This window comes from Solilutibacter pythonis, assembly GCF_003697345.1.
Lineage (GTDB): Bacteria > Pseudomonadota > Gammaproteobacteria > Xanthomonadales > Xanthomonadaceae > Solilutibacter > Solilutibacter pythonis.
The window spans coordinates 14578-30200 of sequence record NZ_RFLY01000007.1; the positions used below are offsets into that span (position 1 = coordinate 14578).

Consider the following 15623-nt stretch of genomic DNA (forward strand, 5'->3'; position numbering starts at 1 on the left):
TCCCATGAACGACCAACCCACCATCGCCATCGTCGGCTACGGCAGCCAGGGCCGCGCGCACGCGCTCAACCTGCGCGATTCCGGCTTCGACGTGCGCATCGGTCTGCGCCCGAACGGCCCCACCTGGCACAAGGCCGAGGCCGATGGCTTCAAGCCGGCCCCGGTCGCCGAAGCGGTCGCCGGGGCCGACATCGTCGCCATCCTCACCCCCGACATGGTGCAGCCGGCGCTGTACGCCGACGACGTCGCGCCGGCCATGCGCCAGGGCGCCTGCCTGCTGTTCGCCCACGGCTTCAACGTGCATTACGGCCAGATCGCGCCGCGCCAGGACGTCGACGTGGTGCTGGTCGCCCCGAAAGGCCCTGGCGCGCTGGTGCGGCGCGAATACGAGATCGGCCGTGGCGTGCCCAGCGTGTACGCGGTGCACCAGGATGTCAGCGGCAAGGCCCGGCAACGCGCGCTGGCCTATTGCGCCGGCATCGGCGGCACGCGGCAGAACGCGATCGAGACCACCTTCAAGGAAGAAACCGAGACCGACCTGTTCGGCGAGCAGGCGGTGCTCTGCGGCGGCGCCACCAAGCTGGTGCAGGCCGGCTGGGAAACGCTGGTGGAAGCCGGCTACCAGCCGGAAATCGCCTACTACGAATGCCTGCACGAGCTGAAACTCATCGTCGATCTGCTGTACGAAGGCGGCATCACCCGGATGCATGATTTCATCAGCGAAACCGCGCAATACGGCGACCTGACGCGCGGCCCCTACGTGATCGACGCCCACGCCAAGGCGCGGATGAAGAAGATCCTCGAAGAAATCCAGGACGGCACCTTCGCCCGCCAGTGGATCGCCGAGTACGCCGCCGGCAACCCGCAGTACAAGGCGATGAAACAGGCCGACCTCGACCACCCCATCGAGGCGGTGGGCAAGAAGCTGCGCGCGGCGATGGAGTGGCTGGACGAGGCCGGCAAGCCCGACGCGCCGAAGCCCGCCAAGGCCGCATGAGATGAGCGCCGTGCCCGCCACTCTCCCCGCCGCCGCACCACCGTTGCCAACGCCCGCGCCCGCCGGCAACGGCGCCGACTGGCTGATCGAGGCCCTGATCGCCGAAGGCGTGGACACGCTGTTCGGCTACCCGGGCGGCACCATCATGCCGTTCTACGACGCCTTGCACCGGGCCAATGCCGGAACCCGCCGCATCCGCCACGTGCTGGTGCGGCACGAGCAAGGCGCGGCGTTCGCGGCGAACGGTTACGCCCGCGCCAGCGGCAGGGTCGGCGTGTGCGTGGCGACCAGCGGGCCGGGCGCGTCGAACCTCGTCACCGGCATCGCCGATGCGATGGGCGACTCGGTGCCGCTGGTGGCGCTGACCGGGCAGGTGGCCAATCCGCTGATCGGCACCGACGCCTTCCAGGAGCTGGACGTGTTCTCGATGACCCGCTGCATGGTCAAGCACAGCTGGCGGGTGCGCCGCATCGAGGACTTGCCGACGGTATTCGCCGAAGCCTTCCGCGTCGCCCGCGAAGGCCGGCCCGGCCCGGTGCTGATCGACCTGCCCAAAGACGTGCAGATGGCCGAAGCCCACGCGCTGACCGCGCACCAGCCGCTGCCGGTGAGCCGCCCCGCGCCCGCCGACGAGGCCGCGCTGGAAGCCGCCGCGCGCCTCATCACCGAAGCGAAGCGGCCGCTGGTGTACGCCGGCGGCGGCATCGTGCTGGGCGATGCGCTGGCCGCGTTCCGCCGCTTCATCGGCACCACCCGCCTGCCGGCCGTGCTCACGCTGAAAGGACTCGGCGCGCTGGCCGCCGACGACCCGCGCAACCTCGGCATGCTCGGCATGCACGGCAGCCGCGCGGCCAATCTGGCCGTGCAGCGCTGCGATGCATTGATCGCGGTCGGCGCGCGCTTCGACGACCGCGCCACCGGCAAGCTGGCCGAGTTCGCGCCGGACGCGCGGGTGGCGCACCTGGATGCCGACGCCAGCGAGATCGGCAAGCTGCGCGCCGCCGACATCGCCGTGCCGGGCGACCTGCGCGACGCGCTGGCACGGCTCGCCAATCTCTGCGCCGCCCAGGCCGGCAACGCCGAGGAAGACCCCGACCGCCGCCGCTGGCGCCATGCCTGCACCGAGCACAAGCACCGCTACGCCGCCCGCTACGACGCGCCGGGCGAGGCGGTCTACGCCCCCGCCCTGTTGCGCGAATTGTCCAGGCGCGCGCCCGATGCCATCGTCAGCTGCGATGTCGGCCAGCACCAGATGTGGGTGGCGCAGCACTGCCGCTTCGCCAATCCGCGCAAGCACCTGAGCAGTGGCGCGCTCGGCGCGATGGGCTTCGGCCTGCCGGCGGCCGTCGGCGCGCAATTGCAGGACCCATCGGCGCAGGTGGTCTGCGTCAGCGGCGACGGCTCGTTTCTGATGAACGCGCAGGAGTTGGCGACGATCCGTCGCTACGACCTGCCAGTGAAGATCATCCTGCTCGACAACCAGGCCCTGGGCATGGTGCGGCAGTGGCAGGAGCTGTTCTTCGCCCAGCGCTATTCCGAGATCGACCTCGGCGACAACCCGGATTTCCGCGCCATGGCGCAGTCTTTCGGCATCCCCGCCCGGCACATCCGCCACCGCGACGAGGTGGCCGACGCGCTCGACGCCCTGCTCGCCGCACCCGGCCCGGCCTTTCTGCACGTCGCCATCGATCCGGCCGCCAACGTCTGGCCGCTGGTGCCGCCCAACCGCAACAACGCCGAGATGCTCGACCCCGACCTCGTGCCCGTTCCGCTTTCCCCCTCGCAGGAGACCTCCCATGCAGTACCGGCTTGACCTTATCCTCCGCAACGCCGAGGGCGCGCTCGCGCGCGTGCTCGATCTGATAGAACGCAAGGGCTTCCGCGCGGTGAAGGTGGATGGCGACACCCGCAGCCACAGCGAACGCTGGCAGATGGCGATGACCATCGAAGGCGAGCGCGACGACGACGGCCTACGCGCGCAACTACAGAAACTGCACGACTGCATCCAGATCGAGGTGACGCCATGTCCGTGAGCGCATTGCCGCGCGGCGTGGCCCGCCCGAAGATCTGGTTCGATGGCGCGCTGGTCGACGCCGATGCCGCCGCCACCGCGCTCGACAGCCACGCCCTGCACTACGGCAGCGGCGTGTTCGAGGGCATCAAGAGCTATGCCACCGTTCACGGCGCCACGGCGGTGTTCCGCCTGCCCGAGCACCTCGAACGCATGCGCCGGGGCGCGGAACTGCTGGGCCTCGATTTTGACGCCGGGACGACCGCCGCGGCGATCGTCGCCACCCTGCGCGCCAACGGCCACCGCGACGCCTACATCCGCCCGCTGGCCTGGGCCGGCAGCGGCGGCTTCGGCCTCGACACCGCCGGCCATCCCAGCCACTGCATGGTCGCCACCACCGAAACGCTGGTGCACTTGAATGGCGCCCGCGTGCGCTGCGCGGTATCCACGCGCCGGCGCAACCCGGTGGCCGCGCTGCCCACGCTGAAACTCTGCGGCGGCTACGTCAATTCGATCCTCGCCAAGCGCGAGGCCGCGCGGCTGGGCTGCAACGAGGCGCTGTTCGTCGATGACGAAGGCTTCGTCGTCGAATGCACCGGGGCCAACGTGTTCATGGTGAAGGACGGACGGATCAGCGCCGCCACGCACCGCGACGCCCTGCCCGGCATCACCCGCGACAGCCTGATCGCACTGACCGGCGCCCAATCGCGCCCGATCCCGCTGGACGAACTGCTGGAGGCCGACGAAGTGTTCGCCTGCGGCACCGCCGCCGAAGTCGCCCCCCTGGCCACGCTCGGCCAACGCGAATACGCCGATGGCCCCATCACCCGCGAAATCGCCGCGCTCTACGCCCGCGCCGTGCGCGGCGAGGAAAGCGCCCATCGCCACTGGCTGACCGAATTCCGAGGAACGACATGAACGACCCCACCGTATCCACCGCCGCCGAGGACGAAGCCATCGCCCCGGTACGCATCTTCGACACCACCCTACGCGACGGCGAGCAATCGCCCGGTTGCAGCATGTCGCCACGGCAGAAACAGGTGATGGCGCGCGCGCTGGCCGAGCTGGGCGTGGACGTCATCGAAACCGGCTTCCCCGCCAGCGCCGAGGCCGACCGCGAGGCCACCCGGCTGATCGTGCGCGATCTCGCCGGCGGCCCTACCGCGCCCTGCGTGCTCTCGCGCTGCGTCCGCGGCGACATCGAAGCATCGGCGCGCGCGCTGGAAGGCAGCGCGAACGGCCGCATCCACGTCTTCATCTCCACCAGCGCGCTACACCGCGAACACAAGCTGCGGATGGACCAGGACGCGGTGATCGAAGCCATCGCCACACACGTCGCCCACGCCGCGCGGCTGATCGGCGACGTCGAATTCTCCTGCGAGGACGCCACCCGCACCGAGCCGGACTTCCTCCTGCGGGCGGTCGAGGCGGCGGTCGCCGCCGGCGCGACCACCATCAACCTGCCCGACACGCTGGGCTACGCCACACCCGAGGAAATGACCCGTCTCTTCGCCCGCATGCGCCAGGCGCTGCCGGCGCACGTCGTACTGAGCGCGCACTGCCACGACGACCTGGGCCTGGCCGTCGCCAATTCCCTGGCCGCCGTCGAAGGAGGCGCACGACAGATCGAATGCACGATCAACGGCATCGGCGAGCGCGCCGGCAACTGCGCGATGGAAGAGCTGGCGATGGCGCTCAAGGTGCGCCGTGGCTGGTATCGCGCCGACACCCGGCTCGACACCCGGAGGCTACTCGACACCTCGCGCCTGCTCTCGCGGCTGATCGGCATGCCGGTGCAGCGCAACAAGGCGATCGTCGGCGCCAATGCCTTCGCCCACGAATCCGGCATTCACCAGCACGGCATGCTCAAGCACCGCGAAACCTACGAAATCATGCGCCCGGAGGACGTCGGCTGGCCCGACAGCCAACTGGTGCTGGGCCGGCACAGCGGCCGCGCCGCGCTCTCGCACCGGCTGCGCGCACTGGGCTACACGCTGGAGGAAGCCGAGCTGGACCGCGTGTTCGCCGATTTCAAGAACCTGTGCGAACGCCAGCGGGTCATCGAGGAACGCGACCTGGAAACGCTGATGCAGGGCGAGGTGCGCGGCGACGGCTATCGCCTGGCCTCGATGACGGTCAGCGACCGTGGCCAGCGCGCCAGCGCGCAGGTGGAACTCTCCACGCCCGATGGCGAGCACATGATCGAAAGCGCGCTGGGCGATGGCCCGGTGGACGCGCTGTTCTCGGCGCTCGCCCGCGCCACCGGCGTGCGGCTGGCGCTGGAGAGCTATCAGGTGCACAGCATCGGCATCGGCACCGATGCGCGCGGCGAGGCCAGCCTGACCGCGAGCGACGATGGCCGCACCGTGTACGAGGGCATCGGCACCAGCGCCGACATCATCGAAGCCAGCGCGCTGGCCTGGCTCGACATCGCCAACCGCATCCTGCGCGCGCGCGGCGACACCCACGCGGAGGCCGCCGCATGAGCACGCCACGCACCCTGTTCGACAAGCTGTGGGACGCACACCTGGTAGCGCCGGAAAGCCCCGAGGCGCCGGCGATCCTCTACATCGACCTGCACCTGATCCACGAAGTCACCAGCCCGCAGGCATTCGCCGAACTGCGCGCGCGCGGGCTGCGGCCGCGCCGCGTCGAGCGCACCAAGGCCACGATGGATCACTCCACCCCGACCTTGCCCGCCGGCCCCGACGGCGTCCCGCCCTACGTCGACGCCGCCGCGCGCACGCAGGTGGAAACCCTGGCCACCCACTGCGCCGAGCACGGCATCGAGCTGTTCGATCCCGGCGCCGAGGCGCACGGCATCGTCCATGTGATCGCCCCGGAGCTGGGCCTGACCCAGCCCGGCATGACCATCGTCTGCGGCGACAGCCACACCAGCACCCATGGCGCGTTCGGCGCGCTGGCGTTCGGCATCGGCACCAGCGAGGTCGGCCACGTACTGGCCACGCAATGCCTACTGCAAAGGAAACCGAAGACGATGGCGGTGAACATCGAAGGCCGGCTCGCGCCGGGCGTGTCGGCCAAGGACGTGATCCTGCACGTGATCGGCAGGATCGGCGTCAACGGCGGCACCGGCCACGTCATCGAATACCGTGGCGGCGCGGTGCGGGCGATGGACATGGAAGCACGCATGACGCTCTGCAACATGTCGATCGAAGCCGGCGCGCGCGCCGGCATGGTGGCGCCGGATCAGATCACGTTCGACTGGCTGGCGAACACCCCGCGCGCACCCAAGGGCGAGGCGTTCGAACGCGCCAAGCGCGAATGGATGCGACTCTCGACCGACGACGGCGCGCATTTCGATACCGTAGTGGAGATCGACGCCGCCGACATCGCCCCGACCGTCACCTGGGGCACCCACCCGGGCACCGCGATCGCGGTCGACGCGGCGGTGCCGGCAAACGACGACCCCGCCGCCACCAAGGCCCGCGACTACATGCGCGCCCGCGCCGGCCAGCCGATGGCCGGCATGACGGTCGACGTGGTGTTCGTCGGCTCCTGCACCAATGGCCGGCTCTCCGACCTACGCGCGGTCGCCGAGGTGCTCGGCACGCGCCGCGTCGCGCCCGGCGTGCGCATGCTGGTGGTGCCCGGCTCGGCCGAGGTCAAGCGCGCGGCCGAGGCCGAGGGCATCGACGCCATCGTCCGCGCCGCCGGCGCCGAGTGGCGCGAACCAGGCTGCTCGATGTGCATCGGCATGAACGGCGACACCGTGGCGCCGGGGCAACTGGCCGTCTCCACCAGCAACCGCAATTTCGAGGGCCGCCAGGGCAAGGGCGCGCGCACCGTGCTGGCCTCGCCGGCGCTGGCCGCGTGGGCGGCGGTGGCCGGGCGGATCGTCGATCCGCGCGTGGCGGCGCGGGAGGTGGCGGCATGAGCGCCATGACGGAAATCCGCTCGCGCGCGGTGGTGCTGGCGCGGCCCAACATCGATACCGACCAGATCATCCCGGCGCGCTTTCTCTCCACCACCGAGCGCAAGGGGCTGGGCCGGCACGCCTTCAGCGACTGGCGCGACGACCCGGCCTTCCCGTTCGGACGCGCGGAAAACGCCGGCCGCCGCATCCTCGTCGCCGGGCGCAACTTCGGCTGCGGCTCCTCACGCGAGCACGCGCCCTGGGCATTGACCGACCTCGGCGTGCAGGCGGTGATATCGAGCGAGATCGCCGACATTTTCCGCGGCAACGCGCTGAAAAACGGACTGGTGCCGGTGGTGCTGGAGGAAGCCATCGTCCAGCGGCTGATGCGCCGCCCCGACGACGAACTGGTCATCGACATCGGCCACGCCGAACTGCGCACGCCCGCCGGCGACGCGCATCCGTTCGCGCTGGACGCCTTCGCCCGCACCTGCCTGCTGGAAGGCGTGGACGAACTGGGCTGGCTGCTGACGCACGGCGACGAGATCGCCGCCCACGAATCCAATCACTCACAGGAGTTCGCTCATGCACGCTGACATCGCCGTATTGCCGGGCGACGGCATTGGTCCCGAGGTCTGCGCCGCCGCCGTCGAGGTGCTGCGCGCGGTCGCCGCGCGCCACGGCCACCGCTTCCATTTCCACACCCACGCCATTGGCGGCGACGCCATCGATAGCAGCGGCGAACCGCTGCCGGCGGCCACGCTCGCCGCCTGCCAAAGCGCCGACGCCATCCTGCTTGGCGCGGTCGGCGGGCCGAAGTGGAGCGATCCCAACGCGAGGATCCGCCCCGAGCAGGGGCTGCTCGCCCTGCGCAAGGCGCTCGGCCTGTATGCCAACCTGCGCCCGGTCAAACCCCTGCCGAAGCTGGCCGAAGCCTCGCCAATCAAGCCGCACCTGCTGATCGGCGTCGACCTCATGGTGGTGCGCGAGCTGACCGGCGGCATCTATTTCGGCGAGAAATCGCGCGAAGGCGACAGCGCGCGCGACGTCTGTACCTATTCGGTGGCGGAAATCGAACGCATCGTCCGCCGCGCCTGCCAACTGGCGATGGGCCGGCGCCGGCGCGTCACCAGCGTGGACAAGGCCAACGTACTGGAAACCAGCCGGCTCTGGCGCGACGTCGCCAGCCGCGTCGCCGCCGAGGAATTTCCCGAAGTCACGCTGGAGCACCAATTGGTCGATTCGATGGCGATGCACCTGATCGGCCAGCCGCGCGCCTACGACGTGATCGTCACCGAGAACATGTTCGGCGACATCCTCACCGACGAAGCCTCGATGCTGGCCGGTTCGATGGGCCTTCTGGCCTCGGCCTCGCTGGGCGAAGGCCGGCGCGGCCTGTACGAGCCGATCCACGGCTCGGCCCCGGACATCGCCGGGCGCGGCGTCGCCAACCCGATCGGCGCGATCCTGAGCGCGGCGCTGCTGCTGCGGCACTCGCTGGGCCTGGAAACCGAGGCCGCCTGCATCGAGCAGGCCGTGGCCGCGGCGCTGGCCCATGCCCCGCTCACACCCGACCTGCAACCCGGCGGCAGCGCCAATACCACCCGCCTGGCCCAGGCGGTGGTCGCCGAACTCGACAGCGCCTACCCCGGCATCCTGCTGCGCGATTGAAAGCCCTGGGCGTCCATCTGGCCGAGCGGCGCGCCGGTCGCGCCGGTCGCGCCGGTCGCGCCGGTCGCGCCGGTCGCGCCGGTCAGCCGGTCAGCCGGTCAGCCGGTCAGCCGGTCAGCCGGTCAGCCGGTCAGCCGGTCAGCCGGATCAAGCTGCCCGGAAAGCACCCGGCAAACGCTCACCATCGTTTACCACTACAGTTTCCGCATGTGCTCAGTCACCGCGTCCCCTCTCGCCGCCCGCCCCAGCCCCGGCCGCCCGAAAGACCCGGCCAAGCGCACCGCCATATTGAGAGCGGCCAGCCGGTTGTTCCCCCATCACGGCTTCAGCGGCGTCAGCATGGAACAGATCGCGCGGGCCGCCGGCGTTTCCAAACTCACCGTCTACAGCCACTTCGGCGACAAGGGCGGCCTGCTCTCGGCGGTGGTGCGCGCGCATTGCGAACAGGAAATGCCCCTCACGCTGTTCGAACCGGCCCCGGACACGCCCCTACGCGAGCGCCTGCTGGACATCGCCCGCGCCTTCTTCGCCATGGTCATGGCGCCCGCCGCGATCGCCGGGCACCGGATGATGTGCGCGCCGCAAGGCATCACGCCCGAGCTCGCCCTCATGTTCTGGGAAGCCGGGCCGGCGCGCATCCAGGTCGAACTGGCGGCCATGCTGAGCCGCCACGACCAAGCCGGAGAGCTCACCATCGCCGACGCCCGGCTGGCGGCGGCACAGTTCCTCACCCTGATCAAGGGCGACATCCACCCCCGGCTCATGATCGGTATCGAGTGCGACGAAAGCGCGACCGCCCGGCATCTGGAAAGCGCGGTCGACCTGTTCCTACGCGGCTACCGGCCATGACCTTCGGCCGGATGACTTCCGGCACTCAACCCCTCCCGCTTTCACCGGCATGCTGAACCCGGCCGCGATAAAATTCCCGTCCCACCGACTTGCATGCCACCTCATGACGATCAACTACGCCCAGGCCCGTGAAAACATGGTCGAACAACAGGTTCGGCCTTGGGAAGTGCTCGATCGGCGCGTGCTGTCGGTCATCGGCCGCATGCCGCGCGAAGCCTTCGTCGACCCCGCCCACCGCGAACTGGCCTATTCCGACCTCTCCCTGCCGCTTGGCCACGACCAGTTCATGATGAAGCCGGTGGTCGAAGGCCGGACCCTGCAAGCGCTGCTGCCAGAAGCGTACGAAACCGTGCTGGAAATCGGCACCGGCAGCGGCTATCTCACCGCTTGCCTGGCGGCGCTGGCGAAATCGGTGCACAGCCTGGAGATCCAACCGGCGCTGGCCGAGAACGCGCGCACGCGGCTAGCCGGGCAAGGCTCGGCCAACGCCACGGTGGAAACCGCCGACGCCATGCAATGGTCGACGCAGCAACGCTTCGACGTGGTCTGCGTCACCGGCGCCGTCGCCGAAATCCCCGCGCACTTCCGCGACTGGCTGGTGCCGCGGGGGCGGATGTTCGTGATCCACGGCGAATCGCCGGTGATGGAGGCCACCGTGGTGCATGCCGATGTCAACGCGCGCCCGGCCGAGTCGTTGTTCGAAACCGATATCCCATACCTGCTGGGTGCCGCCCCCGCGCCCCGCTTCGTACTCTGACCCGCGCGCGAGCCAGCTCCGGCGGCTCGGCGCACCGCTTCCGCCTTTTCGAGGATTTCCGATGCGTTTCCGCCCGCTTGCCCTGGCTCTGACCGCCGCTTTCGCCGCCCCCCTCGCGCAGGCCGGGGACCTCATGCAGACCTACCAGTTGGCCCGCGGCCACGACCCGCAGATCGCCGCCGCCGAAGCCGGCCAGCGCGTCACCGCCGAAGGCGAGGTGCAGACCCGCGCGGCGATGCTGCCGCAGATCGGCGCATCGACCGGAATCAACCGTAGCCGCAGCACCAACGAATCCGGCCAGGCCATCTACGACCCCACCACGGGCCTACTAATCTCCGGCGGCCAGCGCGGCTCCACCTCGACCACCCGCAACGCCGGGTTCAACATCGATCAGATGCTGTTCAACGGCCAGACCATCGGCCGCCACCGCGCGCAGAAGCTGCAAACCCGCGCCGGCGATCACGACCTGGAAGCCGCCGGCGACCAGCTCATCACCCGCACCTCGCGCGCCTACTTCGACGCGCTGATCGCGATGGAAACCCTGGCCGCCGCCGAAGCGCAGGAAGCCGCGCTGAAGAAACAATTCGATTTCGCCAGCAAGCGCCTGGAAGTGGGCCTCGCCCCCATCACCGACCAGCACGAAGCGCGCGCCCAGTACGAAGGGGCCCGCGCCAACACCATCCTGCAACGCAACGCGCTGGAGGACGCCTACCAGGCGCTGGCCGAGATCACCGGCCAGCCGGTGCGGAGCCTGATGGCCCTACCCGACGACTTCAAGCCGCAGTTGCCGGCCGAGGGCAGCGCCGAGGACTGGGTGAACCTCGCCGTGGACAACAACCCCGCCCTGGCCGCGCAGAAGACCCGCGTCGCCGTGGCCGAGCAGAACATCAGCACCGCCCGCGCCGGCCACCTGCCGAGCATCGGCGCGCGCGGCACCTGGGGCTACCAGCGCTTCAACGGCGTCAACGAGCAGATCCGCCGCACCTTCAGCAACAACGGCTGGGGCCGCAACGCCAGCATCAGTCTGAACGTCAACATCCCGATCTTCAGTGGCGGCGCCACCCAGTCGCAGGTGCGCCAGGCCATCGCCCAGCGCGACGTCGCCGAGCAACAACTGGAGCAACAGAAACGCGCGCTGGAGCGCAACACCCGCAACGCCTACCAATCGCTGTCCGCCGGCATCAGCGCGGTCGAAGCGCGGCGGCTGGCGCTGGTCGCCGCGCAAAGCGCCTACGATGCCTCACAAGTCGGGCTGGAAGTCGGCACCCGCACCGTGATCGACGTGTTGCTGAACCAACAGAACCTGTTCAACGCCCAGCAGAACTACGCCAAGGCCAAGTACGACTACCTGCAAGCCCACCTGCTGCTGCGCCAGGCCGCCGGCACCCTGGAAACCAACGATTTGCAGGACATCAACCGGCTGTTGACCGCCCCGGCCGGAAAAGCCCCACGCGTTACGCTCTGAAGTAACGTTCAGCCGACGAAACGCCGGGCCTGCCCCGGCGTTTCTGATTTGGCGTAAAACTCACTGGGCAGCCCATGCCACAAAAAAGAGTCATTACATTAATTGCCGCAGACATCCATGACGGCGGAAGAGACCAGGGTCTGGGTCTTACCAACGGATATCCCCCCACCGCCGAGCATGAAGGCACTCGCTGAAAACCGTGCTTTAACGACCCACCCCATGCGGGAATTATTGGCTCGTCACACATCCCCGCCACTGGCCTCAGGAATGGCCCGCCCCGGAATCCCCCGGAACACGTCATGAACGCCGAGCGGTCTTCAACACCTTGATACCAGAAATACCGCGCCCCACCCCGAAGCTCATAACGCGCCCCGAGGATTTCTCGCTTCGAGCCAAGCCCCCAGGCGCGCTTGCGCCGCCCCTGAGAACAACGCGCGGAAACCCCGTCTTTTTCCTGCTTTATCATTTCTCCCGCTGGCGCGGGATCGACAAGGACAGCAAGTCGGTTTCCACCCGGTCATTCAACGATTGATCGCACGCGCTTGGCTTGCTCAATAGTGGAACGCCGTGCCCCACCCAGCGCACCTGTTGAATGACGGCAGGATCGACCCCCGCCGCCAACAGCCAAGCCTCGACCACCAGTGCGCGCTCCCGGGATAGCGCAAGATCAGCTTCCGCACTCATGCAGACATCGGCGTGTCCGACGATCGCTATTTTTATGTCATAGGCATGGCTTTGCTTTATGCCAAGCACTAAATTCCTAATCGCACATTTTCCATGTGGCGTCAGTTTTGCACTACGCCGTTCGAACGTCGGGATCGTGTCATTGAGATTGACCGCCCGCTCCGGACACCAGAGTCTGTCTTCATTACGCCAGCTCTCATATTTCCGGGCGGGAGACTGCGCCATACTCGCCATTGGAGCAGCGCCGACATGGAAAGCAACCAGCACAACCAATATCAACGCCCTTCGTTTTTTCATGCCGAAACCCCGTCTTTCTTCCTGTTTTGTCATTTCTCCCGCTGGCGCGGGATCGACAAGGACAGCAAGTCGGTTTCCACCCGGTCATTCAACGATTGATCGCACGCGCTTGGCTTGCTCAATAGTGGAACGCCGTGCCCCACCCAGCGCACCTGTTGAATGACGGCAGGATCGACCCCCGCCGCCAGCAGCCAAGCCTCGACCACCAGTGCGCGCTCCCGGGATAGCGCAAGATCAGCTTCCGCACTCATGCAGACATCGGCGTGTCCGACGATCGCTATTTTTATGTCATAGGCGTAGGTTTGTTTCATGAAAATCACCAGATTTCTGACGGCACACCTGCCGCGCGGCGTCAACCTCGCACTGCGCCGTTCGAACGTCGGGATCGTGTCAGTAAAATCGAAGGCTCTCTCCGGACACCAAAGCCTGTCTTCATTACGCTGGCTCTCATATTTCCGGGCGGGAGACTGCGCCATACTCGCCATTGAAGCAGCGCCGACATGGAAAGCAACCAGCACAGTCGATATAAGCACACCCAGATTTTTATTTCTGAACATCAGTCCACCCCTGGATATCGGCCCCAATAAAACTCCTTTAACTCCGCCAAGGCCTCTTCATCGCCACCCGCTCTCCGGAGAATGTCATAGGCCGCCATAGCGTGAATACCCAGCCCCTCAACAGAAGTCATACCGACTCGCCGAAGGGCTTTATAGGCATATAAAGACGCCACCGCCTCATTATAGGCCCACAGATCCCGGTTGACCGGCACGCCAGGCGTCAAGCGACTCTCCGCGAAATGATAGATTTCATGCGCCACCACGAACGAAGCGCTCCCCAGGTGCACTGCGTCCGGCTCAAGATGTTGTTGACGCAACGTGATGGTGGGCGGATAGGCCCCGTCATAAGTGGCTTGCTCGATACTTCCATCGATCACGAACCGTCCATCCGCCCGGATGAAATCGGCGAATGCCCGGGTCAAATCGGAGTCCTTGAATACATTGGCTTTCAAGGCTTGGCTGAGCTTTTGGAACTCCGGGCTGCCCACCAATACTTCAGTATCCGGATCGACCTCGTAAACCACCTCCCCTTCTCCATCGATCGGGGGCTCCGAATCGCGCGGCTCTCCCCCCTTCCCGCCTCCATACTGGCCATCCAGCCAGTCGACCATGCTGGCCACATCAGGGAACCCGGCAAAACGATAAGGATCACCCACAGCGCGAACCACGATTCGTAAAATTTCGCCACTCATGGCATGCCCCTCGGACCAAGAAGTGTTCTTCAGTCCTACTCGCCATATGTGACAGTAACGTGAATGAATCTGACTTTGGAAACCCGAGCAGATCAATAAGCAGATTTTCTACTCAATGAAGTGATGCGTCGCCACCGCATCTGGCGCGCCACTGGCGGAAGCATTGGGTCGTGGCCGTGCTGACAACCCATTTCGGCCGTGATCTACCCCTGGAACCCGACGATCTGTCTGGTGGTGAACGGCGTTTCTCATGTCTGCCCTCGCGGTTGAGAGGCTTCACGGAGGCAGGCGGCATGGTGCTTGGGGCAGATCGGCTCCGAGCATTGGAAGTGCCCGTGTTACATGGACGCCACTGGCCCGCCGGCCGCGCGCGCTTGCGCTCATAGCGTGGCGCGTGTGCATGAGGAGCATCACGACTTGCCGGCCGCCCGCGCTTGCGCTCATAGCCCGAGCGCCCGCAGCGTCTTCGCCAGCGCGCCACGCCCGGCTTCGACCAGTTCCCGCTCGGCCGCGCCCACCCGGCGACGGGCGTCGGCATCGGCCAGCCAGCCGGCCAGCGCGGTTTCCAGCCCGGATTCGTCCTCGGCGACGGCCAGTGCGCCGATCCGCTTCAGGCTGTCGGCGATTTCGGCGAAATTGTGCAGGTGCGGCCCCGTCACCACCGGCACGCCGACCGCGGCCGGTTCCAGTAGGTTGTGGCCGCCGATGGGTTGCAGGCTGCCGCCGACGAAGGCGACCTCGGCCACTTCGAAGAACACCGGCAGTTCGCCCAGGGTGTCGATGACGAACACGGCATCCTCGCCGTCCGGCCAACGTTCACCCTGGCGGGTGGCGACGCGCAGGCCGCCGCTGCGCGCGAGTTCGACCACCGCCCGGAAGCGCTCCGGGTGGCGCGGCGCCCACAGCATCAACAGGTCCGGCCAGCGGCGGCGCAGGCGGCGATGGATATTGAGCGCCACCAGTTCTTCGTCCGGATGGGTGCTGGCGGCGATCCAGGCCATCCGCCTGCCCGCGCGCGCGCGGAAGTTTTCGATGAAGACGCCGGCATCCTCGCGCACGGCGACATCGAATTTCAGGTTGCCGGCTTCGACCACCGTCTCCGGCCTTGCGCCGAGCGCGATGAAGCGCGCGGCATCGGCCCCGCTCTGGGCGCAGACCCGGCGCACCGTGGCCAGCGCGCGCGACACCAGCGGCGCCAGCACCTGGTAGCCGCGCAGCGAACGCGCCGACAGCCGCGCATTGACGATGTGGGCGGGAACCCCGCGATCGCGGCAACCGAACAACAGGTTCGGCCACAGCTCGGTTTCCATGATCAACGCGGTTTCGGGGCGGAAATGGTCGAGGAAGCGCCCGACCGCGCCGGGCAGGTCGTAAGGCAGGTAGACGTGGGCCACGCGATCGCCCCACAACGCGCGGATGCGCTCGGAGCCGGTCGGGGTGATGCAGGTCATCACCAGGCGGCGGCCGGGGTATTTCTCCAGCAGCGCATTGACCAGCGGCGCCGCCGCCGCCACCTCGCCCACGGAGACTGCGTGCACCCACAGTGGCGCCGGCGCGGGCGGCGCGTCGCCATAGCGGCCATAGCGTTCGCCCCAGCGCTGGAAATAGGCCGGCTGGCGGAATCCACGCCAGATCAGGTGGTAGATGGTCACCGGCGCCAGCGCGTAGAGCGCCAGCGAATACAGCACGCGCAGCACGCGTTCGACGGGTTCCGGTTTCATCGCGCAAGGATAAAGGAAGCCCGCGACGCCACCGCCTAGAATGCG

The 15623-nt window shown here is 67.9% G+C and carries 15 protein-coding genes and 1 pseudogene; 12 read left to right on the plus strand and 4 right to left on the minus strand.

Annotation, left to right across the window (positions count from 1 at the left end; translation table 11 throughout):
- The first annotated feature begins 4 nt into the window (after positions 1–4).
- The 12 genes and pseudogenes from ilvC to EBB59_RS06110 all read left to right on the plus strand — a co-directional run bounded on the left by ilvC (position 5) and on the right by EBB59_RS06110 (position 11627).
- Positions 5–997 (plus strand): ketol-acid reductoisomerase, encoded by a 993-nt coding sequence (ilvC, locus tag EBB59_RS06055; protein ID WP_122101262.1) that lies wholly within the window; start codon positions 5–7, stop codon positions 995–997.
- A gap of 1 nt (position 998) precedes the next feature.
- The gene (gene ilvG, locus EBB59_RS06060; protein ID WP_122101263.1) at positions 999–2810 is read left to right on the plus strand and encodes an acetolactate synthase 2 catalytic subunit; all 1812 of its coding nucleotides are present in this window, start codon (positions 999–1001) and stop codon (positions 2808–2810) included.
- The gene (locus EBB59_RS06065; RefSeq protein ID WP_122101264.1) at positions 2794–3030 is read left to right on the plus strand and encodes an ACT domain-containing protein; all 237 of its coding nucleotides are present in this window, start codon (positions 2794–2796) and stop codon (positions 3028–3030) included. Before ilvG ends, EBB59_RS06065 begins: the two co-directional genes overlap by 17 nt.
- Positions 3021–3926: an aminotransferase class IV gene (locus EBB59_RS06070; protein WP_122101265.1), complete on the plus strand. Its 906-nt coding sequence runs from the start codon at positions 3021–3023 to the stop codon at positions 3924–3926. The genes EBB59_RS06065 and EBB59_RS06070 overlap by 10 nt, the downstream gene beginning before the upstream one ends.
- Positions 3923–5494 (plus strand): 2-isopropylmalate synthase, encoded by a 1572-nt coding sequence (locus EBB59_RS06075; protein WP_122101266.1) that lies wholly within the window; start codon positions 3923–3925, stop codon positions 5492–5494. Before EBB59_RS06070 ends, EBB59_RS06075 begins: the two co-directional genes overlap by 4 nt.
- On the plus strand, positions 5491–6906 hold the full coding sequence (leuC, locus tag EBB59_RS06080; RefSeq protein ID WP_122101267.1) for a 3-isopropylmalate dehydratase large subunit: 1416 nt from the start codon (positions 5491–5493) through the stop codon (positions 6904–6906). The genes EBB59_RS06075 and leuC overlap by 4 nt, the downstream gene beginning before the upstream one ends.
- A complete protein-coding gene (leuD, locus tag EBB59_RS06085) occupies positions 6903–7481 on the plus strand; it encodes a 3-isopropylmalate dehydratase small subunit (RefSeq protein ID WP_122101268.1) in 579 nt (192 codons plus the stop codon). Before leuC ends, leuD begins: the two co-directional genes overlap by 4 nt.
- Complete coding sequence (gene leuB, locus EBB59_RS06090) at positions 7471–8556, plus strand: 3-isopropylmalate dehydrogenase (RefSeq protein WP_122101269.1); 1086 nt, start codon at positions 7471–7473, stop codon at positions 8554–8556. Before leuD ends, leuB begins: the two co-directional genes overlap by 11 nt.
- Before the next feature lie 207 nt (positions 8557–8763).
- A pseudogene (locus EBB59_RS14540) lies at positions 8764–8970 on the plus strand (TetR/AcrR family transcriptional regulator); the annotation flags it as partial.
- A gap of 36 nt (positions 8971–9006) precedes the next feature.
- Positions 9007–9405, plus strand: coding sequence for a TetR/AcrR family transcriptional regulator C-terminal domain-containing protein (locus EBB59_RS14545; RefSeq protein WP_425451805.1), 399 nt, complete (start codon positions 9007–9009; stop codon positions 9403–9405).
- Between the two features lie 103 nt (positions 9406–9508).
- Positions 9509–10162: a protein-L-isoaspartate O-methyltransferase family protein gene (locus EBB59_RS06105; protein ID WP_122101271.1), complete on the plus strand. Its 654-nt coding sequence runs from the start codon at positions 9509–9511 to the stop codon at positions 10160–10162.
- Positions 10163–10223: 61 nt separating this feature from the next.
- Positions 10224–11627: a TolC family outer membrane protein gene (locus EBB59_RS06110; protein ID WP_122101272.1), complete on the plus strand. Its 1404-nt coding sequence runs from the start codon at positions 10224–10226 to the stop codon at positions 11625–11627.
- A gap of 462 nt (positions 11628–12089) precedes the next feature.
- Here EBB59_RS06110 and EBB59_RS06115 read toward each other — a convergent pair whose 3' ends face one another.
- The 4 genes from EBB59_RS06115 to waaA all read right to left on the minus strand — a co-directional run bounded on the left by EBB59_RS06115 (position 12090) and on the right by waaA (position 15578).
- Positions 12090–12641, minus strand: a complete 552-nt coding sequence (locus EBB59_RS06115) for an OmpA family protein (RefSeq protein WP_122101273.1) — start codon at positions 12639–12641, stop codon at positions 12090–12092.
- Positions 12638–13165 carry an OmpA family protein gene (locus EBB59_RS06120; protein ID WP_122101274.1) on the minus strand — a complete coding sequence of 176 codons (528 nt, stop codon included), beginning with the start codon at positions 13163–13165 and terminating at the stop codon, positions 12638–12640. The genes EBB59_RS06115 and EBB59_RS06120 overlap by 4 nt, the downstream gene beginning before the upstream one ends.
- On the minus strand, positions 13165–13857 hold the full coding sequence (locus EBB59_RS06125; RefSeq protein ID WP_147455519.1) for a hypothetical protein: 693 nt from the start codon (positions 13855–13857) through the stop codon (positions 13165–13167). The genes EBB59_RS06120 and EBB59_RS06125 overlap by 1 nt, the downstream gene beginning before the upstream one ends.
- Positions 13858–14297: 440 nt before the next feature.
- Positions 14298–15578, minus strand: coding sequence for a lipid IV(A) 3-deoxy-D-manno-octulosonic acid transferase (gene waaA, locus EBB59_RS06130; protein ID WP_122101276.1), 1281 nt, complete (start codon positions 15576–15578; stop codon positions 14298–14300).
- Between the last annotated feature and the right edge of the window lie 45 nt (positions 15579–15623).